Origin of the sequence: Prosthecomicrobium sp. N25, from assembly GCF_037203705.1 — a bacterium.
Taxonomy (GTDB): domain Bacteria; phylum Pseudomonadota; class Alphaproteobacteria; order Rhizobiales; family Ancalomicrobiaceae; genus Prosthecodimorpha.
Window position 1 is genome coordinate 290,218 of record NZ_JBBCAT010000002.1, and the last position, 19,604, is coordinate 309,821.

At 69.6% G+C, this 19,604-nt stretch carries 22 protein-coding genes and 1 tRNA gene; 10 read left to right on the forward strand and 13 right to left on the reverse strand.

Annotated elements, in window-relative coordinates; translation table 11 throughout:
* Positions 1–183: 183 nt before the first annotated feature.
* The 4 genes from WBG79_RS16190 to WBG79_RS16205 form a co-directional block, all read right to left on the reverse strand.
* Positions 184–1,752 carry a GMC family oxidoreductase gene (locus WBG79_RS16190; RefSeq protein ID WP_337358225.1) on the reverse strand — a complete coding sequence of 523 codons (1,569 nt, stop codon included), beginning with the start codon at positions 1,750–1,752 and terminating at the stop codon, positions 184–186.
* Between the two features lie 45 nt (positions 1,753–1,797).
* A complete protein-coding gene (locus tag WBG79_RS16195) occupies positions 1,798–2,373 on the reverse strand; it encodes a gluconate 2-dehydrogenase subunit 3 family protein (protein ID WP_443147470.1) in 576 nt (191 codons plus the stop codon).
* A 64-nt stretch (positions 2,374–2,437) separates the two neighbouring features.
* Positions 2,438–2,833 carry a VOC family protein gene (locus WBG79_RS16200; RefSeq protein WP_337358226.1) on the reverse strand — a complete coding sequence of 132 codons (396 nt, stop codon included), beginning with the start codon at positions 2,831–2,833 and terminating at the stop codon, positions 2,438–2,440.
* A gap of 108 nt (positions 2,834–2,941) precedes the next feature.
* Positions 2,942–3,256 carry a ribbon-helix-helix domain-containing protein gene (locus WBG79_RS16205; protein ID WP_337358227.1) on the reverse strand — a complete coding sequence of 105 codons (315 nt, stop codon included), beginning with the start codon at positions 3,254–3,256 and terminating at the stop codon, positions 2,942–2,944.
* Between the two features lie 244 nt (positions 3,257–3,500).
* Here WBG79_RS16205 and leuD point away from each other — a divergent pair, with 244 nt between their 5' ends.
* Positions 3,501–4,106 carry a 3-isopropylmalate dehydratase small subunit gene (gene leuD, locus WBG79_RS16210; RefSeq protein WP_337358228.1) on the forward strand — a complete coding sequence of 202 codons (606 nt, stop codon included), beginning with the start codon at positions 3,501–3,503 and terminating at the stop codon, positions 4,104–4,106.
* Positions 4,107–4,170: 64 nt separating this feature from the next.
* On the forward strand, positions 4,171–4,584 hold the full coding sequence (locus WBG79_RS16215) for a RidA family protein (RefSeq protein WP_337358229.1): 414 nt from the start codon (positions 4,171–4,173) through the stop codon (positions 4,582–4,584).
* Here WBG79_RS16215 and WBG79_RS16220 read toward each other — a convergent pair.
* From WBG79_RS16220 to WBG79_RS16230, 3 genes are all read right to left on the reverse strand, one after another.
* Entirely contained in the window at positions 4,557–5,114 is a 558-nt protein-coding gene (locus WBG79_RS16220; protein ID WP_337358230.1) for an HNH endonuclease, read from the reverse strand. The two genes, WBG79_RS16215 and WBG79_RS16220, sit on opposite strands and share 28 nt — an antisense overlap.
* Positions 5,115–5,257: 143 nt before the next feature.
* On the reverse strand, positions 5,258–5,911 hold the full coding sequence (locus WBG79_RS16225; protein ID WP_337358231.1) for an alpha/beta hydrolase: 654 nt from the start codon (positions 5,909–5,911) through the stop codon (positions 5,258–5,260).
* An 88-nt stretch (positions 5,912–5,999) separates the two neighbouring features.
* Complete coding sequence (locus WBG79_RS16230; protein WP_337358232.1) at positions 6,000–6,644, reverse strand: DNA-3-methyladenine glycosylase family protein; 645 nt, start codon at positions 6,642–6,644, stop codon at positions 6,000–6,002.
* 158 nt (positions 6,645–6,802) lie between these two features.
* On the opposite strand from WBG79_RS16230, the gene WBG79_RS16235 reads away from it, so the two are divergent.
* Entirely contained in the window at positions 6,803–7,186 is a 384-nt protein-coding gene (locus WBG79_RS16235; protein ID WP_443147471.1) for a DUF2794 domain-containing protein, read from the forward strand.
* A 22-nt stretch (positions 7,187–7,208) separates the two neighbouring features.
* On the opposite strand, the gene WBG79_RS16240 is transcribed toward WBG79_RS16235, so the two are convergent.
* The gene (locus WBG79_RS16240) at positions 7,209–7,970 is read right to left on the reverse strand and encodes a DUF1223 domain-containing protein (protein ID WP_337358233.1); all 762 of its coding nucleotides are present in this window, start codon (positions 7,968–7,970) and stop codon (positions 7,209–7,211) included.
* 162 nt (positions 7,971–8,132) lie between these two features.
* Positions 8,133–10,841 (reverse strand): aconitate hydratase AcnA, encoded by a 2,709-nt coding sequence (gene acnA / locus WBG79_RS16245; protein ID WP_337358234.1) that lies wholly within the window; start codon positions 10,839–10,841, stop codon positions 8,133–8,135.
* A 192-nt stretch (positions 10,842–11,033) separates the two neighbouring features.
* Between acnA and ccmA the strand changes: the two genes are divergently transcribed.
* Together ccmA and ccmB are read left to right on the forward strand one after the other, a co-directional pair.
* Positions 11,034–11,741 carry a heme ABC exporter ATP-binding protein CcmA gene (ccmA, locus tag WBG79_RS16250; protein WP_443147472.1) on the forward strand — a complete coding sequence of 236 codons (708 nt, stop codon included), beginning with the start codon at positions 11,034–11,036 and terminating at the stop codon, positions 11,739–11,741.
* Positions 11,738–12,406, forward strand: coding sequence for a heme exporter protein CcmB (gene ccmB / locus WBG79_RS16255; RefSeq protein ID WP_337358236.1), 669 nt, complete (start codon positions 11,738–11,740; stop codon positions 12,404–12,406). The genes ccmA and ccmB overlap by 4 nt, the downstream gene beginning before the upstream one ends.
* A gap of 15 nt (positions 12,407–12,421) precedes the next feature.
* Here ccmB and WBG79_RS16260 read toward each other — a convergent pair whose 3' ends face one another.
* Positions 12,422–13,666 (reverse strand): Bcr/CflA family efflux MFS transporter, encoded by a 1,245-nt coding sequence (locus tag WBG79_RS16260; protein WP_337358237.1) that lies wholly within the window; start codon positions 13,664–13,666, stop codon positions 12,422–12,424.
* Positions 13,663–14,127 (reverse strand): MarR family winged helix-turn-helix transcriptional regulator, encoded by a 465-nt coding sequence (locus WBG79_RS16265; protein ID WP_337358238.1) that lies wholly within the window; start codon positions 14,125–14,127, stop codon positions 13,663–13,665. Before WBG79_RS16265 ends, WBG79_RS16260 begins: the two co-directional genes overlap by 4 nt.
* Positions 14,128–14,384: 257 nt before the next feature.
* On the opposite strand from WBG79_RS16265, the gene typA reads away from it, so the two are divergent.
* On the forward strand, positions 14,385–16,208 hold the full coding sequence (gene typA / locus WBG79_RS16270) for a translational GTPase TypA (RefSeq protein ID WP_337358239.1): 1,824 nt from the start codon (positions 14,385–14,387) through the stop codon (positions 16,206–16,208).
* Between the two features lie 93 nt (positions 16,209–16,301).
* On the opposite strand, the gene WBG79_RS16275 is transcribed toward typA, so the two are convergent.
* Together WBG79_RS16275 and WBG79_RS16280 are read right to left on the reverse strand one after the other, a co-directional pair.
* On the reverse strand, positions 16,302–16,439 hold the full coding sequence (locus WBG79_RS16275) for a hypothetical protein (RefSeq protein ID WP_337358240.1): 138 nt from the start codon (positions 16,437–16,439) through the stop codon (positions 16,302–16,304).
* A gap of 132 nt (positions 16,440–16,571) precedes the next feature.
* Positions 16,572–17,162 carry a hypothetical protein gene (locus WBG79_RS16280; RefSeq protein WP_337358241.1) on the reverse strand — a complete coding sequence of 197 codons (591 nt, stop codon included), beginning with the start codon at positions 17,160–17,162 and terminating at the stop codon, positions 16,572–16,574.
* Between the two features lie 172 nt (positions 17,163–17,334).
* Between WBG79_RS16280 and WBG79_RS16285 the strand changes: the two genes are divergently transcribed.
* The 4 genes from WBG79_RS16285 to WBG79_RS27645 all read left to right on the forward strand — a co-directional run bounded on the left by WBG79_RS16285 (position 17,335) and on the right by WBG79_RS27645 (position 19,601).
* Positions 17,335–17,847 (forward strand): GNAT family N-acetyltransferase, encoded by a 513-nt coding sequence (locus WBG79_RS16285; protein WP_337358242.1) that lies wholly within the window; start codon positions 17,335–17,337, stop codon positions 17,845–17,847.
* 176 nt (positions 17,848–18,023) lie between these two features.
* Positions 18,024–18,572: an inorganic diphosphatase gene (gene ppa, locus WBG79_RS16290; protein WP_337358243.1), complete on the forward strand. Its 549-nt coding sequence runs from the start codon at positions 18,024–18,026 to the stop codon at positions 18,570–18,572.
* Positions 18,573–18,757: 185 nt separating this feature from the next.
* A tRNA-Ala gene (locus WBG79_RS16295) sits at positions 18,758–18,833 on the forward strand.
* Positions 18,834–19,325: 492 nt separating this feature from the next.
* Entirely contained in the window at positions 19,326–19,601 is a 276-nt protein-coding gene (locus tag WBG79_RS27645) for a BRO family protein (RefSeq protein ID WP_443147473.1), read from the forward strand.
* The last annotated feature ends 3 nt before the right edge of the window (positions 19,602–19,604 follow it).

Sequence of the window (19,604 nt, forward strand, 5' to 3'; positions counted from 1 at the left end):
GAGCGTTCCGCACGCTCATCGCAACGGGCATACGGGTTTGCCCGTACGGTTCCCCCAAGGTAGGTCTTCGGCCCGATTTCACAAGGGGTGCGACGAAGGAATCGGACGGTTTCGGCCTGCCGGGATACGAAAAAAGGGCCGTCACGCGCAGCGCGGCGGCCCCTGCCTCGGCGATGCACCGGGTCAGAACGAGCCGGCGGCCATCTCGCGGGCGATGGTGTCGGCCTGCCGGATGGCGAGGGCCACGATGGTGAGGGTCGGGTTCTCGGCGCCGCCGGTGGTGAAGACAGAGCCGTCCGAGACGAACAGGTTCTTCACGTCATGGGCGCGGCCCCACTTGTCGACGACGCCGTCGCCCGGCTTCTCGCTCATGCGGTTGGTGCCGAGGTTGTGGGTCGAGGGGTATGGCGGGGTCGGGAAGGTGCGGGTGGCGCCGACCGCGCGGTAGAGGTCCTGGCCGCGCGCGTACGCGTAGTTGCGCATGGCGACGTCGTTCGGATGGTCGTCGAAGTGGACGTTGGCGACCGGCATGCCGTAGCGGTCCTTGACGGTCGACAGCGTGACGCCGTTCTTCTCCTGCGGCATGTCCTCGCCCACGAGCCACATGCCCGCCAGGTTGGTGTAGCTGTCGAGCGCGGAGGTGAACTCGCGGCCCCAGGCGCCGGGATCCAGGAAGGCGGCCATGAAGGGCAGGCCGAGCGCCAGCGTCTCCATCTCGTAGCCGCCCACGAAGCCGCGGCTCGGATCGTGCCTGGCCTCGTCCTGGATGATGCCCGCCATGGTGGTGCCGCGGTAGAAGTGGACCGGCTTCTCGAAGACGCCGTAGACCGAGCCGGTCATATGGCGCATGTAGTTTCGGCCGACTTGGCCCGAGGAGTTGGCGAGCCCGTTGGGGAACAGGTTGGAGGCGGAGTTGAGGAGGATGCGCGGGCTCTCGAGCGAATTGCCCGCCACGGCGACCACACGGGCCTTCTGGCGCTGCAGGGTGCCGTCCTTGTCGGCGTAGACCACGCTCGTCACCTTGCCGGAGGCGTCATGCTCGATGCGCAGGACGTGGCTCTGCGGGCGCACCTCGAGCTTGCCGGTCGCCTCGCCCTTCGGGATCTCGGTGTAGAGGGTCGACCACTTGGCGCCCCACTTGCAGCCCTGGAAGCAGAAGCCGGTCTGCTGGCAGCTGTTGCGGCCGTCGCGCTCGGTGGAATTGATGGCCATCCGGCCGGTGTGGCACTCCTTGTAGCCGAGCTTGTCGGCCCCGGCCTTGAGGATCTTGAAATTGTTGTTGCCGGGCAGGCCGGGGTTCTCGTTGGTGCGCGTCACGCCCATCTTGGCTTCGGCGCGGGCGTACCAGGGCTCGAGCTCCTTCAGGGTGATGGGCCAGTCGAGCAGGTTGGCGCCGGGCACGTCGCCGTAAACGGTGCGGGCGCGGAACTCGTGCTCCTGGAAGCGCAGCGAGGCGCCGGCCCAGTGGGTCGTCGATCCGCCGACCGCCTTGACGATCCAGGCGGGCAGGCCGGGGAAGTTCTTGGCGACGCGCCAGGAGCCCGAGGTGGTGCGCGGGTCCGTCCAGGCGAGCTGGGAGAAGCTCGCCCACTCGTCGTTGATGAAGTCGTCGTATTCGTGCCGGGCGCCGGCTTCGAGAATGACGACGTCGATGCCGCGCTGGGCGAGCTCGTTGCCGAGCGTTCCGCCACCGGCGCCGGAGCCGATGATGACGACGACGCGGTCGTCGTCCAGGGAATAGCGAGCAGCCATGGGGGTTTCCTTGAGAGAGCGTTTCTTGTCGGGGCGGGCCGGACGTCAGAGCCAGTCGATGTCGTCGAAGCCGCGCCGGATGTAGCCGCCCTTCGAGTAGGATTCGCCCTCGTAGCCGAAGATCGGCCAGATCTCCTGCTGGTTGTAGAGACTGACCACGAGGTCGCCGCGGACGGCCTGGAAGAAGGGGGTGTCCTCGATCTTGCGCAGGAGCGCCACGCGCTCCGCCTCCCAGCCGCGGCCGAGATAGCCGCCCGGGCCGGCGGCTTTGTCGAGCGCGGCGATGCCGTCCTCGATCAGGGCGCGATGCGCGGGGTCCTTGCCGCCCTTGGCGTCGTGCCCCTTGACCGCAATCGCATAGAAGCGGTCCGCGACCTTGTCGTGGGGGTAGATGTCGCGGGCGAGCTGGATCAGGGTCCGCATGGTCTCCGGCTTCAGCGACTGGACGTCGAGCGCCCAGGCCTCCGGGGCGTTGAGGAGCGCGCCGGCCGCCGTGATGGTGATCGCCGCCGCGAGGGTCATCTCCGAGGATCGGACCAGGAAGCGGCGGCGGGTGACGGGCCGGCCACGGCCGCCCTCGGGGCCGTGGCGATGTGGATGGTCATGATGGTGGTCGGACATGGGGTTTCCTCGGTTTCGGGCGGGCGCCTTGGCGGGCCTCGTTGTCGGGAAGGCGGGGAGCCGTTCAGCGGTAGCGGCCGTGCCGCTGCAGGACCTCGATCTTGTAGCCGTCGGGGTCGGAGACGAAGAAGAAGCGGGCCAGGAGGGCGCCGTCGCGCTCGAAGGCGACGATCTTGCGGGGCTCCAGGCCGAGGCTCTCGAAGCGGGCGTGCTCGGCGTCGAGGTCGTCCACCGCGAAGGCGATGTGGCCGTAGCCGGTGCCGAGGTCGTAGGGCTCGGCGCGGCCCTTGTTGATGGTCAGCTCGACCTCGAAGTCCGCTTCCGCGTTGCGCAGGTAGACCAGGGTGAAGTCGGGGAAGTCGAACCGGTCCGCGACGGAAAGCCCGAAGGCGGATTCGTAGAATTTCACCGAGCGTGCCTCGTCGAGCACGCGGATCATCGAATGGATGGCCTTGGCCATGAAGGGGGCGTCCTCGTTCCTGCCGCGGCCGACGGGCCGCTCGCCGAGGAAGGAGGTTACGCCCGGTCCGGGGGACGTGGGTGTTATAGGGTTACTACGGAGCCGATCTCAGGCCGCGCGGGCCCGCGGCGGGGTCGAAACCGGCTCCGGTTCGGCGCTGGACAGGCTCGATTCCAGGGCGACCAGGCAGATGCAGCGCAGGTGCGAGGTGAAGTTGGGAGCCTCCCCCCGGATCACCAGGACCTCGCTGTGCAGGGTCGAGATGAACTTCGGCACGCTCATCCCCTCCCGTCCGGCGATCATCTCGAGCACGTTCCAGAAGATCCGCTCCAGGCGGATGGACGTGCTCTGGCCGTTGAGGCGGATCGAGCGGGTCTCGAAGGCGTAGCTCGCCGGTGACTGGCTGGCGAAGATGTGGCACATGGCGTGACCTCCCGCGTGCGGCCGGGCTCTCGGACCCCCGCGGATCGGCCGGGCTCGGCCGTCCGCCTTCTTTCGGCAGCACGAGCCGTCAAGACTACAGCCGCGACCGCCCGGCCTCCATTGTGCTTACGACCGAGGTGGGCGACACTTGCGCCTTGGACGCAAGGGCGGGTCACGCCCGAACCCCCTTCTATGTGCTGGCGAAAAGCGCTATGACGCGCCGCGTCAGAGCCGGAGACCTGCCATGGACAAGTTCACGACGCTCACGGGCGTGGCCGCGCCGCTGCCGATCGTCAATATCGACACGGACATGATCATCCCGAAGCAGTTCCTGAAGACCATCGAGCGGACGGGTCTCGCCAAGGGCCTCTTCTACGAGATGCGCTTCAACGAGGACGGCACCGAGAAGCCCGGCTTCGTGCTCAACCAGCCGGCCTACCGCAAGGCCCAGATCCTGGTGGCGGGCGACAACTTCGGCTGCGGGTCGAGTCGCGAGCATGCGCCCTGGGCGCTGCTCGACTACGGCATCCGCTGCGTGATCTCCACGAGCTTCGCGGACATCTTCTACAACAACTGCTTCAAGAACGGCATCCTGCCGATCGTGGTCTCGCCCGAGGACCTGGAGAAGCTGATGGACGATGCCAGCCGGGGCGCCAACGCGACCCTGACGGTCGACCTGGAGGCGCAGGAGATCCGCGGGCCGGACGGCGGGCGCGTCGCCTTCGACCTCGACCCGTTCCGCAAGCACTGCCTCCTCAACGGCCTGGACGACATCGGCCTGACGCTCGAGAAGGCCGACAAAATCAGCGGCTACGAGAAGAAGCTCGCCGAGGCGCAGCCCTGGGCGTGAGGCCCCGGCGCGTCGTCGGCAGGACGGCGGGGACCGGACCGGTCCGGCGAAGGAGACAGCGGGGATGGGCCGACGCCTGATCTCGACCGGTTCGCCCTTCGAGGCGGTGGCCGGCTATTCGCGCGCGGTCGCGGACGGCGACTGGTGCTGGGTGTCCGGCACCACGGGCTACGACTATGCCACGATGACCATGCCGGACGCGGTCGAGGACCAGGCCCGCAACGCGATGGAGACCATCGCGCGGGCCCTCGCGGAGGCCGGCTTCGCGCTCGAGGACGTGGTCCGGGCGACCTACCACGTGACCGAGGCCGCCTACGCGGACCGGGTCTTTCCGGTGGTCGGCGGCTACTTCGGCGCGATCCGTCCCGCCGCCACCATGGTCGTGTGCGACCTGATCCGACCCGAGATGAAGGTCGAGATCGAGGTGACGGCGAAGCGGCGCGGGGCCGGTCAGGGCTCCAGCTCGGTGTCCCAGTAGAGGTAGTCCATCCAGGACTCGTGCAGGAAGTTCGGCGGGAACATCCGACCGTTGTTGTGCAGGTCGTGCACGCTCGGGCGGAAGGGGAACTGGTGCGGATGCATGCCGGCCTCGTACGGGGTCTTGCTGCCCTTCCTGAGATTGCAGGGCGAGCAGGCGGTCAGCACGTTCTCCCAGGTGGTGACGCCGCCCTTCGAGCGCGGGATCAGGTGGTCGAAGGTCAGGTCTTCCCGCGACCCGCAATACTGGCACTGGAAGCGGTCGCGCAGGAACACGTTGAAGCGGGTGAAGGCCGGGTTGCGGGACGGCTTCACGAAGGTCTTCAGCGACACGACCGAGGGCAGCCGCATCGAGAAGCTGGTCGAGCGGACCTCCACGTCGTAGTGCGAGACGATGTTCACGCGGTCGAGGAAGACGGCCTTGATGGCGTCCTGCCAGGACCAGACCGACAGGGGGTAGTAGCTCAACGGGCGAAAGTCCGCGTTGAGCACCAAGGCAGGATGGGCTTCCGGAGAGACGTGGATCGTCAAGACACGCTCCTCGCACTCGCACGCTTCGAACCACGGTCCGACCGCGACTCGCGCGGTCCGACCGCCCCCCACTCGGGATATTCTATAGGCCGTGTGTCGGGCTTGTGAAGCCGACGATCGATAGGGGCTCCCCGGCGCGGGGCTCAGGGCCCGAGGACGCGGCCGAGGAAGCCGGCCGCGAGGGCGAGGCCGTCCTCGTCGATGCCGTGGCCGAGGCCGGGGACGCGGTGCCATTCCACGGCGAGGCCGGCGGCCGAGAGTGCCTCGGCGGCGGGCAGCAGCATCTCCACCGGCACGACCTCGTCGGCGTCGCCATGGACGAGCAGGACCGGCGGCGTGGTCCTGACCTCCTGGGCCAGGGCCTCGGCGCCCGCCAGGAGCCCCGAGAAGCCGACCACGCCCGCGATGGGGCGGCGCCGGCGCGGGGCGACGTGGAGCGCCATCATGGTGCCCTGGCTGAAGCCGACCAGCGCGAGGGCCTCGTCGCCGAGGCCGTGGCGGGCCAGCTCGTCGTCCAGGAAGGCGTCGAGCAGGGGGGCGGCCTGATTCACGCCACGCCAGAACTCGGTCGGGTCGCGGAAGGTGAGCGGGAACCACTGGTAGCCGACCGGCGCCATGCCGCAGCGCTCCGGGGCGTTCGGGGCCACGAAGGCGGCGGTGGGTAGGACGCGGGCGAAGACGCGGCCGAGTTCCAGGAGATCGTGGCCGTCCGCGCCGTAGCCGTGCAGCAGTACCACGAGGTGCCGGGCCGGGCCGCCGTAGGCGGGGGCGAGGCGGGGACCATCGAGGAGCGGCATCGGGGAAGCACCGGTGAGAGGGACCTCGCGCGAGGTAGCGGATGACGGGCGCCTCCGCAAGAGCGGCATGCCCGCCCGGCGCGCCGGCTCAGGCCGGCAGCACGTCCCGGCCTTCCTTGACGGCGCCGTAATAGGCCCAGAAGAGGCGCGCCGCCACGCTGCGCCAGGGGGCCCAGGGCTCGGCGATGCCGCGGCAGAGCTTCTCGGCCGGCCGCTCCTCGAGCCCCAGCCCCATGCGCACCGCATGCTGGAGGGCGAGGTCGCCGCCCGGCCAGACATCGGGATGGCCGGCGCAGAAGAGCAGGAAGATGTCCGCCGTCCAGGGGCCGACGCCGTGGATGCGCGTCATGGCGGCGTGCGCCTCCTCGGGGCTGCAGCCCGCCACGTGGTCGAGATCGACCTCCCGGCCGGCGACCGCCCGGGCGATGGCGGTCAGGGTGCGCACCTTGCCGGCCGACAGGCCCGCGGCGCGCAGGGCCTCCGGGTCGGCGGCCAGGAAGGCCTCGGGGAGGACCGGGTCGACGGCGGCCGCGAAGCGGTTCCAGATGGCGGTCGCGGCCGAGACGGAGATCTGCTGCGAGACGATGATGCGGGCGAGGCCCTCGAAGCCCGGCTCGCGCCGGCGCAGCGGCACGGGCCCGGCGACCGCGATCACCGGCACCAGCCGGGGGTCGGCGGCGGCCAGGGCCGCGATTCCCTCCTGGATGTCGTCGAGCGTCTCGATCCGCCGCATGCGTCGCCTCCGGTCCGCGACCCGCATGGGAGTGGCAGGCGGACGGGCCGTCAAGTCGTCACGCGACGGGAGGGTCGCGCGCCCGCGGGCGCCGGACGGCTCCGCTTGCCAAGGCTGCGGCACGGGGCGATCATGACGGCGCCAGCCGGAGACGCGCATTGAACCAGTTCGAGGACAGCCAGAGTTCCGCCGACCCCGTTTCCAGTGCCGTCGTGGCTCCCTTCCCGGTCCCTCGGGGACCGGCGGCGGTGACGTTCGACCGCAAGGAACTGTTCGAGATTTTGAAGGTCTACGGCCGGATGGTGGCGGCGGGCGAGTGGCGCGACTACGCGATCGACCATCTCAAGGACCGGGCCGTCTTCTCGGTCTTCCGCCGCACCGCCGAGGCGCCGCTCTACACGATCGAGAAGTCGCCGCGGCTGGCGGGCCGGCAGGGGCAGTATTCCGTCGTGGCGCAGGGCGGCATGATCCTCAAGCGCGGCCAGGAGCTCGGCCGCGTGCTCGCCGTTCTGGAGAAGAAGCCGAAGCTGGTCGAGACGTGAGGGGGAATGCGACCGGGCCGGGTCAGCTCGACGGACCGGCGAGCAGCGCGGCGCCGAGGATCGCCCCCGGCTTGCCGTCGGCGTCGACCTGCAGGAGCACGGCCATGCCGGTGTTGTCGTTGGGCATGAGGTCGTGCTTCGGCAGTTCCACGGAGAGGGGCTTGCCCTTCCACATGCCGATCGGCTGGACCTGGCGGACCACGTTGGAATAGGTGACCTGGCGGCCGCGGTTCTCGCCCCGCCCGATCGGGACGGTGTTGTTCCGGTCGAACACGACCAGCCAGAGCGTCGCCTTCGAGTCCGCCGGGTTGCGCGCCTCGCCGACGCGGGCGGTCACGACGTCGCCCTTCACCTCGATGGCGGTCTCGACCGGGAGCCCGCCGAAGCGGTCGCGCTGGCCGGAGACGGAGCGGTCGATGGCGGCCTGGTCGCTGCCGACCACGTGCTCGCGGCCGTTCACGACCATCTGCGGCGTGTAGATGGCCCGATCGCCGCGCGAGCCCGCGTAGCCGCGCTGGCGCTGGGAGAATTCGGGGCGGGCCAGGGTGTCCTTCCAGCCCAGATAGTCCCAGTAGTCGACCGGGAAGGTGAGGGCGACCAGCGACCTGTCCTGGGCGAGCCTGTTCATCAGGGCGTCGGCGGGCGGGCACGACGAGCAGCCCTGGCTCGTGAAGAGCTCCACCACGCCCCGCGGGGCGGCCTCGCCGGCCGCGGCCGCGACGGCCCCCGCCGACATGGCGAGGCCGGACATGAACAGCCCCAGAACGCGATTCACGATCGTCACCACCCCATCGAACCGATGCCCCTCGGGCCCTTGGTACGCCCGCGGGGCATCAAGTGCGAGTCACGTCGATGTGACAGGCCATGCCCTTGAGCAAACATCGGAAACCGCCGGATTTCGGCCGGCGGTTTCCAAATGTGTCCCAGCCTGCCGGAGCGCCGGCCGTCAGGCGACGAGCTTGCGCAGGACGTAGGGCAGGATGCCGCCGTTCTGGAAGTAGTCGAGCTCGTCCAGGGTGTCGATCCGGCAGATCAGGTCGACGGTCTTCTTCGACCCGTCGGCGGCGACGATCTCGGCCTGCAGCACCTGGCGCGGCTTGAGGCCGGCCTCCAGGCCCAGGATCGTGACCACCTCGTCGCCTTTGAGGCCGAGCTGCTGCCAGCCGTCGCCGTCGCGGAACTGCAGCGGCAGGACGCCCATGCCGACCAGATTGGAGCGGTGGATGCGCTCGAAGGACTGCGCCACCACGGCGCGGACGCCGAGCAGGTTGGTCCCCTTGGCGGCCCAGTCGCGCGAGGAGCCGGTGCCGTATTCCTTGCCGGCGAAGACGACCAGCGGCACGCCCTCGGTCTTGTACTGCATGGCCGCCGTGTAGATCGGCATCTCCTTGGCGTCGGGGTAGTGCAGGGTGTTGCCGCCCTCCTTGCCGCCGAGCATCTGGTTCTTGATGCGGATGTTGGCGAAGGTGCCGCGCATCATGACTTCGTGGTTGCCGCGGCGGGTGCCGTACTGGTTGAAGTCCTGGGGGCGGACCTGATGGTCTCGCAGGTATTCGCCCGCCGGGCTCGCGGCCTTGATGGAGCCGGCCGGAGAGATGTGGTCGGTCGTGATGGAGTCGAGGAAGAGGCCGAGGATCCGCGCGTTGCGGATGTCGGTGATCGGCTTCGGCTCCTTCGTCATGCCGACGAAGTAGGGCGGGTTCTGCACGTAGGTCGAGGTCGACTGCCAGGAGTAGGTCAGGCCCTTGGTGATCTCGATCTTGCGCCAGCGCTCGTCGCCCTCGAACACGGAGGCGTATTTCTCGGCGAAGACGGCGCGGGTGATGAACTGCTCGATGACCGCGTCGATCTCCGTCTTGGTGGGCCAGATGTCGGCGAGGTAGACGGGCTGGCCGTCCTTGCCGATCCCGAGCGGCTCCGTGGTGAGGTCGACGTTCATGCTGCCGGCGAGCGCGTAGGCGACGACGAGCGGCGGGGAGGCGAGGTAGTTGGCCTTGACGTCCGGATTGACGCGGCCCTCGAAGTTGCGGTTGCCGGAGAGCACCGCCGCCACGACGAGGTCGGCGGCGTTGACGGCCTCCGAGATCGGCTCGTCGAGCGGGCCGGAGTTGCCGATGCAGGTGGCGCAGCCGAAGCCGACCAGGTTGAAGCCGAGGGCGTCCAGATCCTTCTGCAGGCCCGAGCGCTCGAAATAGTCGGCGACCACCTGGCTTCCGGGTGCGAGCGAGGTCTTCACCCAGGGCTTGGAGGAGAGGCCCTTCTCGACCGCCTTGCGGGCGAGGAGCCCGGCCCCGATCATCACGCTCGGGTTGGAGGTGTTGGTGCAGGAGGTGATGGCCGCGATCACCACGTGGCCGTGGCCGACCTCGAAGTCCTTCCCGGCGACAGGCACCTTCCGGCCGTCCTCGCCCGCCTTCTTGAACTCGCCCGCCAGGCTGGCGGCGAAGCCCGCCTTGACGTTCTTCAGCTCGACGCGGTCCTGCGGGCGCTTGGGGCCGGCGAGCGAGGGCTCGACGGTGCCGAGGTCGAGCTCCAGCGTGTCGGTGAAGACCGGGTCGGCGGTCTCGGCGGTGCGGAACATGTCCTGGGCCTTGGCGTAGGCCTCGACCAGGGCGATGCGGTCCTCGGTGCGGGCCGACATGGTCAGGTAGGCGATCGTCTCGGAATCGACCGGGAAGAAGCCGCAGGTGGCGCCGTATTCGGGGGCCATGTTGGCGATGGTGGCGCGGTCGGCCAGCGACATGGAGGCGAGGCCGGGGCCGAAGAACTCGACGAACTTGCCGACGACGCCCTTCTTGCGCAGCATCTGGGTGACGGTCAGGACGACGTCGGTCGCCGTGATGCCCGCCTTGACGCGGCCGGTGAGCTTGAAGCCGATCACCTCCGGGATGAGCATCGAGATGGGCTGGCCGAGCATGGCCGCCTCCGCCTCGATTCCGCCGACGCCCCAGCCGAGCACGCCGAGGCCGTTGATCATGGTCGTGTGGCTGTCGGTGCCGACGAGGGTGTCCGGGTAGGCCGTGGTGGTGCCGCCCTCGGTGCGGGTCCAGACCGTCTGGGCGAGGTACTCGAGATTGACCTGGTGGCAGATGCCGGTGCCCGGCGGCACGACGCGGAAGTTCTCGAAGGCCTGCTGGCCCCAGCGCAGGAAGCGGTAGCGCTCCTGGTTCTGCTCGTACTCGCGCTCGACGTTGCGCTGAAGCGCGGTGGCGTTGCCGTAGAAGTCGACCACGAAGGAGTGATCAATGACGAGGTCGACCGGAACCAGCGGGTTGATCTTCTCCGGATCGCCGCCGAGCGCCTTCATGGCGTCGCGCAAGGCGGCGAGGTCGACGACCGCGGGCACGCCGGTGAAGTCCTGCATCAGCACGCGGGCGGGCCGGAAGGCGATCTCGCGTTCGGCCTTGCCGCGGTTGTCGAGCCAGGCGGCGACGGCGCGGACGTCGTCGGCCGTGACGGTGCGGCCGTCCTCGTAACGGAGCAGGTTCTCGAGCAGCACCTTCATCGAGAAGGGCAGCCGTGAAACGCCGGCGAGGCCGTTCTTCTCCGCCTCGACAAGACTGAAATACTCGTAGCTCTTGGAGCCGACGGTCAGCGTCCTGCGCGCCTTGAAGCTGTCGAGGGATGAGGTCGTCACGGCACTTGTCCTTCCCATTGCGGACGGTCCCGCGCGCCGCGGTGCCGGGCGCGCTCCGCCGGGGCGGTGCGGGAAACTCGGCCGCAAGGCGATGAGACGGCACGTGCCGTCGCGGAAGACCGTCCCGGTCTCACCGGCCCCGCGACGTGTCGACGCGGGTTGCCGGCCTTGTAACGAATTTCGTATGAGGAGGCCAGTCAGACGAGAGTCGTGGGCGGCGCCGGGCTGCAGAATTTTTGTGCGGCGCAGCGACGGGCATGCGCGGAGGATCTCGGGAGCATGCCGGACATCATCCCAAGCCGCCTGGAGGCGCACGATCTCGCGTGCGAACGGGGCGGCCGGCTGGTCTTCACGGGCCTCGGCTTCACGGTCGCGAGCGGCGAGGCGCTGATCGTCACGGGGCCGAACGGGGCGGGGAAGTCGAGCCTGCTGCGGGTGCTGGCCGGGCTGGTGCGGCCGGCGGCGGGCAGCCTGGCGCTGATCGACGGCGACGCCGAGCTGAGCCTCGCCCAGCAGTGCCATTATTTCGGCCACCAGGACGCGCTGAAGCCGTCCCTGACGGTGGAGGAGAATCTCGGCTTCTGGCGCTCCTTCTACGACCAGCCGGCGCGCGGGCTCGACGAGGCGCTCGACACGGTCGGGCTCCAGCACCTCAAGGGCCTGCCGGCCGCCTATCTGTCGGCGGGGCAGCGTCGGCGGCTCTCGCTCGCGCGGCTGCTCGTCTCGCGGCGGACGGTGTGGCTGCTCGACGAGCCGACGTCGGCGCTCGACGCCGCCTCGGAGGCGCGTTTCACCGAGATCGTCGCCGGGCACCAGGCCGCGGGAGGCATCGTGGTCGCGGCGACCCATCAGCCCCTGCTCTTCTCCGAGGTTCGTGCCCTGGTGCTCGGGCGCGGGCCGGCGGGAGGCACGGCATGACCCCGGTCGGCGCGCTGTTCCTGCGGGAATTCCGCTTGGCGACGCGGATCGGCGGCGGGGCCCTGATGGGGGCCTTGTTCTTCCTGATCGTGGTCACCGTCATTCCCTTCGGGGTCGGGCCGGACCTCAACCTCCTGGCCCGGATCGGGCCCGCGATCCTGTGGATCGGGGCGCTGCTGGCGACCCTCCTGTCGCTCGACCGGCTGTTCCAGGCGGACCGCGACGACGGCACGCTCGACCTCATCCTGATGGGCGAGGAACCGCTCGAGATCGTCGTCCTGGTGAAGTGCCTCGCCCACTGGGTGGCGACGGGACTGCCGCTCGTGCTGGTCGCGCCGCTCCTGGCGGTCTTCATGAACATGGAGCCGGCAGCCATCGGGGCGTCGGTGGCGACGCTCGCGGTCGGCACGCCGGCGCTCACCTTCATCGGCGCCATCGGGGCGGCGCTGACCGTCACGCTCCGGCGCGGCGGCCTGCTCCTCGCCATCCTGGTCCTGCCGCTGACCGTGCCGGTGCTGATCTTCGGCGTGTCGGCGACGACCGCGGCCGTGACCGAACCGACGCCGTTCATGACGCCCTTCCTGATCCTCGCCGGGCTCGGGCTCTTTTCGGCGGTCATCGGGCCGGTGGCGGCCGCGGCGGCGCTCCGGTTCTCGAGCGAGTGAGGCGGGACCCGGGGCTCAGGTCCGCCGGGTCAGCCGGAGGTAGGCGATGTCGGCGAGGAGGGCCATCGCCATCATGACCGGCAGGATGGTGGCCAGCGCCTTGACGGGGTCGCCGAAGAGGGCCGCCGCCAGGCTGCCGACGAGGCCGCCGCCCATCTGCATGAAGCCGAGCAGGGCCGCCGCGGCGCCGGCCATGTGGGGGAACGGGGCAAGGGCCGTGGTCGACGGACCCGGCATGATGAGGGCGAGCGAGAAGGCGTAGACGCCGATCGGGCCCATCACGGCAATGTAGCTCGGCGGCACGGTGCGCATCAGGACGGCCAGCACCAGGGCGGCCGCGAGGCCGATCAGGATGCCGGGACGCACCAGCTTCTGGGCGTCGGTCTCGATCAGGAGCTTGCGGACCAGGAAACCGCCGGTCGCGAAGGAGCCGGTCTGGGCGATCATGCCGAGACCGAACTGGGTCGGGGTCAGGCCGGCCCGGTCGATCAGCACGAAAGGCAGCATGGTGCCGAGCGCGTAGAGGGCGCCGAGGGCGGTGCCGAGGACGGCGGCAGGCAGCATGAAGCGCGGCTCGCGCAGGAGCGTGCCGTAGGCGGCCACCAGCATGGCGGGTCGGGCGCGGGCCGGGTCGGGGGCGCGGTTGGTCTCGGGCAGGACGAACAGCACCATGCCCACCACCACAGCCCCGTAGACGACCATGAGGGCGAAGATCGCGTGCCAGCCGGCGAGGTCGAGCGTGATGCCGCCGATCGTCGGCGAGATGGCGGGGCCGAGCGCGAGCATGATGCCCATGGTGTTCATGATGCGCGCCGATTGCTGGCCCTCAAAGAGGTCGCGCACGATGGCGCGGGCGATCGCGACCCCGGCAGCGGCGCCGACACCCTGCAGGAAGCGGGCGGCCAGGAGCACGTGGACCGAGGGCGACAGCAGGGCCGCGAGGCTCGCCAGGAGGTAGAGACCCATGAAGGCGAGTGTCACCGGGCGGCGCCCATAGGCGTCCGAAAGGGGGCCGCAGGCGAGCTGGGCGAGCGCGAAGCCCGCGAAGTAGAGCGTCAGGGTCAGCTTGATGGTGGCGATCGTGGTGCCGAAGGCCGTCACGAGCGTCGGCATGGCGGGGGTATAGAGCGCCATCGAGATCGGACCGAGCGCGATCAGGATCGCGCCGATGACGGAGGTGCGGGTCGCGCTCAGGAGCGGGGCGGCGGCATCGGCGACGGGGGTGCCGGCCGGCGGCGCGGGCGGGAGAGGCTTGTTCATGCGGCGCAGGCCCCCGGTCCGTCCTGGAGGATGTCGAGGTTGGCGCGGATGCGCTGGAGCAGGTCGCGAAGGACCTCGATCTCGGCGGGCGTGAGCCCGGCCGAGACCTCGGCCTTGACGATGGCGGAGACGGACAGGACCCGCTCGACCATCTCGGCGGCGGCGGCCGTGGTGCGGACGAGCTTCGCCCGGCGGTCGGCGGGATCGGCGCTGCGCTCGACGAGGCCGCGCGCCTCCAGGCGGTCCAGGAAGCCGACCAGCGTCATGGGCTCGATGCGCATACGCTCGGCCAGAGCCGCCTGGCGCAGCCCGGGGCTGCGCGCGGCGTTGACGAGGGTGCGGGCCTCGCCGGCGGTGAAATCCAGGCCGGCGCCCTTCAGCGCCGCCTCCAGGCGGCGCCAGAACAGGCGCGTGACGTCGGAGAGGAGCACCGAAATGGGTTCCTCGGGCGTTGGAGACATGAGCAGGCATCCTGACCGTAAGGGCGCCTTATCTATCCGGACCGGACGTCCGGTACAATCGGGGAGGCCGCATGGGAGCCCCGCCGCACCGTCGCGAGGGTGTCGCGCTGCCGCGGCAGAACGCGCGAAGCCGGGAAAACCTTGCGGTGCAGCATGGAACAGGGTATGCACGGCGCCAATTCCCGAAGCGACCGACGACCAGAGCGCGGTGCCGGGCCCGAGCAACGGGCGCGCCGCGCCGCCGCAGGATTTGCACCATGAAGCTGCGCAACATCGCCATCATCGCCCACGTCGACCACGGCAAGACCACCCTCGTCGACGAACTCCTGAAGCAGTCCGGCTCCTACCGCGAGAACCAGCGGGTGGCCGAGCGCGTCATGGACTCCAACGAGTTGGAGAAGGAACGCGGCATCACGATCCTGGCCAAGGCGACCTCGGTCGTCTGGAAGGACACGCGCATCAACATCGTCGACACCCCCGGCCACGCCGACTTCGGCGGCGAGGTGGAGCGCATCCTCAACATGGTGGACGGCGCCATCGTGCTGGTCGACGCCGCCGAGGGGCCGATGCCGCAGACCAAGTTCGTGGTCGGCAAGGCCCTCAAGGTCGGGCTGAAGCCGATCGTCGCCATCAACAAGGTGGACCGTTCGGACGCGCGCGCCCAGGAGGTGGTCAACGAGGTGTTCGACCTCTTCGCCGCGCTCGACGCCACCGACGAGCAGCTCGACTTCCCGATCCTGTACGGCTCGGGCCGGAACGGCTGGATGGCGGAGAGCCCCGAGGGGCCGCAGGACCTGGGCATGGCGCCGCTCTTCGACCTCGTGCTGAAGCACGTCCCGCCCGCGAAGGTCGAGGAGGGGCCGTTCCGCATGATCGGCACGATCCTGGAGGCGAACCCGTTCCTCGGCCGGATCATCACCGGCCGCATCACCTCGGGGACGATCAAGCCGAACCAGACCATCAAGGTCCTGTCGCGCGACGGCTCCCTCCTGGAGCAGGGCCGCATCTCCAAGATCCTGGCCTTCCGGGGCATCGAGCGGACGCCCATCGAGCTCGGCGAGGCGGGCGACATCGTCGCCATCGCGGGCCTGACCAAGGGAACGGTCGCGGACACGTTCTGCGACCTCTCGGTCGACACGCCGCTGCCGGCCCATCCGATCGACCCGCCCACCGTCACCATGTCGTTCATCGTCAACGACTCGCCGCTCGCCGGCACGGAGGGCGACAAGGTCACGAGCCGCGTGATCCGCGACCGGCTCATGAAGGAAGCCGAAGGCAACGTCGCGCTCAAGATCGAGGAGTCGGAGGACAAGGATTCGTTCTTCGTGTCCGGCCGCGGCGAGCTCCAGCTCGCGGTGCTGATCGAGACCATGCGGCGCGAAGGCTTCGAACTGGCCGTCTCGCGGCCGCGGGTCGTGATGAAGAAGGACGAGGCCACGGGCGAGCTGCTCGAGCCCATCGAGGAGGTGCTGATCGACGTCGACGAGGAGCATGCCGGCGTCGTCGTGCAGAAGATGAGCGAGCGCAAGGCCGACATGATCGAGATGCGGCCGTCGGGCGGCCATCGGCAGCGGCTCGTCTTCTACGCACCGACCCGCGGCCTGATCGGCTACCAGGGCGAGCTGATGACGGATACGCGCGGCACGGCGATCATGAACCGCCTGTTCCACGCCTACGCGCCCTACAAGGGCGAGCTTCCGGGCCGGCGCAACGGCGTGCTCATCTCCAACGACGCCGGCGAGGCGGTCGCGTATGCCATGTGGAACCTCGAGGACCGCGGCCCGATGATGATCGAGCCGGGCTGCAAGGTCTACCAGGGCATGATCATCGGCGAGCACAACCGGGACAACGACCTGGAGGTCAACGTCCTCAAGGGCAAGAAGCTCACCAACATCCGTGCCGCCGGCAAGGACGAGGCGGTCCGCCTGACGCCGCCGATCCGCATGACGCTGGAGCGCTCGCTGGCGTGGATCCAGGACGACGAGCTGGTCGAGGTGACGCCGAAGTCGATCCGGCTGCGCAAGGTCCACCTCGACCCGAACGAGCGGAAGAAGCAGGACCGGCTGCGCGAGGCGGGTTGAGAAGGCCCGGGTCCGGACGAGACTTCCCTAAAACGCGAAGGCCGCGGGCACGAAGTCCGCGGCCTTTCGTTTCCGCCGGTCGGCGGCGGGCGGTCACTCGTCGATGAGGTGCGGGTAGCGGCGGCGCATGGCGCGCTGCATCTGCCTGGCCTCGAGCACCACGTCGTGGATCTCGCCGAGGGTCTGGCGCAGGGCCGTCAGCAGGGAGGGGGTCTTCGGGGTCGGGCGCATGTGGGTCTCCGTTCAAGGCGACCTCGGCGCGTTTCCTCTCGATCTTCCGTCGAGTACAGGCAGGATATAGTCCTGCGATGAATGCAAAGTTACCGTCATGCTCAAGCGCCTGACCCGCGCCGGACGCAGGGCTCAGCGCAGGTCGGGGCTGACCTTGCCGACCCATTGCGGGTCGCCGCCGCAGGCCGCGTCGGCGGCGCGGTCGTCCACCAGGGCGGAGGCGATGGCGTTCGCGTCGGGGTTGGCGACCGCATCGACGTAGGCGAACACGCAGGTGTCGGCCTCGCTCTCGCCGAGCCGGGCCACGGCGAGCACCGATCCCCTCTTTCCGTCCGCGTCCCAGCGGAAGCGCAGGACGGCGCCGATCGGCACCACGCGGTCGCCCTTGCGCGGCCCGCGCCACTCGACCTTCGGGCCGGTCACGGAGAATTTCGGGAAGAAGGCGTAGTCGCCCTGGAAGCGGCGGCCGCGCCCGAAGGCGATGCCGGCGCGTAGGTCGCCTTCGGCGACGAAGACGTTCCAGGATTCGTGGCCCTTGCATCGCCAGGCGTAGGCCTCCGGCTTGCCGTCCGGGTCGCTGTCCGGCGGGGCGCGTTCGGTCACGACGCAGCGCTTCAGGTCGAGGTCCGTGAAGACGCTGTCGTTGGCGGCCCGGGCCGGCCCGGCGAGCGCCGCGAGCGCGGCGGCGGCGAGGGCGGCGGCGGGAAGGGGGGCGGCGCGCATGGCCGGGACTCCTGGTCGGGTTCGGGGCGGCGATGCGGGACACTAGCCGTCCGGCGGCACGGCGCGATAGAGGGCGATTGCGGAGCCGGTTCCCGCCGCGGCGCGCTGCTGCATTGCGGCATGACGCCTCTTCCCTCTTTTCGGACGGCGCCGGTGAGGTTACGCTCTCGGCATGAGACTGGGACAGATCGGTGTCCGGCGCGCGACCGCGAAGGATGTGGAAGCGATCGCCGACGTTCACGACGAGGCCTGGCGCCTCGCCTACAGCGGGATCATTCCAGGTGCAAACCTGGAGCGGATGGTCACGCGCCGCGGGCCGGCCTGGTGGGCGAAGGCGATCGAGCGCCGCGCCGCCGTGCTGGTGCTGGAGGTGGGCGGGGTCGTGTGCGGCTACGCCACCGTCGGGCCGACGCGGATGCGCATGCTGCCCTTCGCGGGCGAGATCTACGAGATCTATCTGAAGCCCGAGTTCCAGGGGCTCGGCTTCGGGCGCCACCTGTTCCAGGCCGCCCGCTCCGAGCTGAAGCGCTACGGGCTCAAGAGCTTCGCGGTGCGCGTCCTGCGCGACAACGAACTCGCGCAAGGCTTCTATCGCCGGATGGGCGGCAAGGCGGCCACGGAGTCGGTGGAGCGGATCGGAGACAAGTCCCTGCCGGTCGTCGTCTTCGGCTGGGCCGAGGTCTGAGGGGGCCACGGGGCGGGCCGGCTCGCCGAACGTCGTCCTTTGCGGCTTCGCTGCCATGCGGTAAACGAGCGTCCGACACCGGCGGACCCGTTCCGTTCGGTCCCGAACACAGGATCGCGCCGCGGTATCCCGAAGAGGGTCCGCGCCGCGCGCCCCATCCCCGAGGAGCTCGCCTGATGCGCATCGACGCCATTCCGATCGGCAAGAACGCCCCGCACGACGTCAACGTCATCATCGAGGTGCCAATCGGCGGCGAGCCGATCAAGTACGAGCTCGACAAGGCGTCCGGCACGCTCTTCGTCGACCGGTTCCTCTACACCTCGATGCGCTATCCCGGGAACTACGGCTTCGTGCCGCACACGCTGTCGGACGACGGCGATCCGATCGACGTGATCGTCTGCAACACGCGCGAGATCGTCCCCGGCGCGGTGATCAACTGCCGGCCGATCGGCGTGCTCCACATGCAGGACGAGGCGGGCGGGGACGAGAAGATCCTCGCGGTGCCGTCCTCCAAGCTGACCAAGCGCTACGACAAGGTCCGCACGGTCACGGATCTGCCGCAGATCACGGTCGAGCAGATCCAGCACTTCTTCGAGCACTACAAGGATCTGGAGCCCGGCAAGTGGGTGAAGGTCGTCTCCTGGGGCGACGAGGCCGAGGCCCGCAGGCTGATCCAGGAGGCGATCGACCGCTACGCGCAGCAGCCCAAGAAGGCCGCCGAGTAGGCGAAGCCGCGGAAGGTCCGCGGCTTCGCCGGCGCGCGCCGACCTGTTTCCGCCCGCCGGGTCCGGCCAGCCGGGGCCGAGCCCCGGATGCGGCCCCGGCGAGCCTCCTCCTCCTCCGCTTGACAGCCCCCCGCCCGGCACCCTAAATGGCCGCCATCCCAGACGGGGGCTCGCTTCGGGCCAACGGGGCCGTAGCTCAGATGGGAGAGCGCTGCAATCGCACTGCAGAGGTCAGGGGTTCGATTCCCCTCGGCTCCACCAATCCAAGTCCTCGAACCTTAACGGGTTCTGGCCTTAGTGCAGTCAGCGGGATGCAGCCGGACAGGTCAGTCCGTCACAGCGTTGTCACAGCTGGACGGGACGATACCATGGCTACCATTCGCAAACGCGGCTCCTCCTGGCAGGTCCAGGTCCGCCGAGACGGCTATCCCGCGCTCTCCAGGTCCTTTCGCACACGAGCGGACGCCGCCACCTGGGCCAGGGAGCAGGAGCGGCTTATCGACCGCGCCGAGCTACCGCCATCGGCCAGGAATCTCAAACGCATCACGGTTGGCGACCTGCTGCGTCGCTACCGCGAAGCGGTCACAACGGGGAAGCGTGGATCGGGACCCGAGCAGTGACCTGGAGGTGCCATCAGGGGCCGTGAGGCTGGCCCCCGCGGGGGGGGGGGGGGGTACCGCGCTTCCTTCTTATCCTCGAAGCCCGCTCAGATTTTCCTGAGAATTATCCGGGGTCGGCACTACCATCTACACCGTGGGCGCGGACGGCGAGCCGGGTCTCGTGGCGTCCGATGTGACCAAGGTACTCGGGTATCTGAACGGGCCGCAGGCGGTTGTAGCGCATGTGGAGGACCACTTGCAGATTCCCATCCGAATTCGGGATGGTCAGCAGAACAACCCGAACAAAACCGTCCTCTCCGCGGGCGGTCGCTACGCCCTAGTCATGGGGTCAAGCCCTGTTCTGGTCCCATTTAACCTCTCTCCTGACCAGAAAGCCGAACAGTGGGCTCACGGACCGACCGTGACCTGAACC

Coding starts and splice junctions, on each gene's coding strand:
- ccmB (WP_337358236.1), top strand. CDS start 11,738: ATGACCCCGGTCGGCGCGCTGTTCCTGCGGGAATTCCGCTTGGCGACG.
- WBG79_RS16230 (WP_337358232.1), bottom strand. CDS start 6,644: ATGCGGCGGATCGAGACGCTCGACGACATCCAGGAGGGAATCGCGGCC.
- WBG79_RS16225 (WP_337358231.1), bottom strand. CDS start 5,911: ATGCCGCTCCTCGATGGTCCCCGCCTCGCCCCCGCCTACGGCGGCCCG.
- WBG79_RS16195 (WP_443147470.1), bottom strand. CDS start 2,373: ATGTCCGACCACCATCATGACCATCCACATCGCCACGGCCCCGAGGGC.
- typA (WP_337358239.1), top strand. CDS start 14,385: ATGAAGCTGCGCAACATCGCCATCATCGCCCACGTCGACCACGGCAAG.
- WBG79_RS16190 (WP_337358225.1), bottom strand. CDS start 1,752: ATGGCTGCTCGCTATTCCCTGGACGACGACCGCGTCGTCGTCATCATC.
- WBG79_RS16200 (WP_337358226.1), bottom strand. CDS start 2,833: ATGGCCAAGGCCATCCATTCGATGATCCGCGTGCTCGACGAGGCACGC.
- WBG79_RS16280 (WP_337358241.1), bottom strand. CDS start 17,162: ATGCGCGCCGCCCCCCTTCCCGCCGCCGCCCTCGCCGCCGCCGCGCTC.
- acnA (WP_337358234.1), bottom strand. CDS start 10,841: ATGGGAAGGACAAGTGCCGTGACGACCTCATCCCTCGACAGCTTCAAG.
- WBG79_RS16260 (WP_337358237.1), bottom strand. CDS start 13,666: ATGAACAAGCCTCTCCCGCCCGCGCCGCCGGCCGGCACCCCCGTCGCC.
- WBG79_RS16275 (WP_337358240.1), bottom strand. CDS start 16,439: ATGCGCCCGACCCCGAAGACCCCCTCCCTGCTGACGGCCCTGCGCCAG.
- leuD (WP_337358228.1), top strand. CDS start 3,501: ATGGACAAGTTCACGACGCTCACGGGCGTGGCCGCGCCGCTGCCGATC.
- WBG79_RS16285 (WP_337358242.1), top strand. CDS start 17,335: ATGAGACTGGGACAGATCGGTGTCCGGCGCGCGACCGCGAAGGATGTG.
- WBG79_RS16215 (WP_337358229.1), top strand. CDS start 4,171: ATGGGCCGACGCCTGATCTCGACCGGTTCGCCCTTCGAGGCGGTGGCC.
- WBG79_RS16265 (WP_337358238.1), bottom strand. CDS start 14,127: ATGTCTCCAACGCCCGAGGAACCCATTTCGGTGCTCCTCTCCGACGTC.
- ppa (WP_337358243.1), top strand. CDS start 18,024: ATGCGCATCGACGCCATTCCGATCGGCAAGAACGCCCCGCACGACGTC.
- WBG79_RS16205 (WP_337358227.1), bottom strand. CDS start 3,256: ATGTGCCACATCTTCGCCAGCCAGTCACCGGCGAGCTACGCCTTCGAG.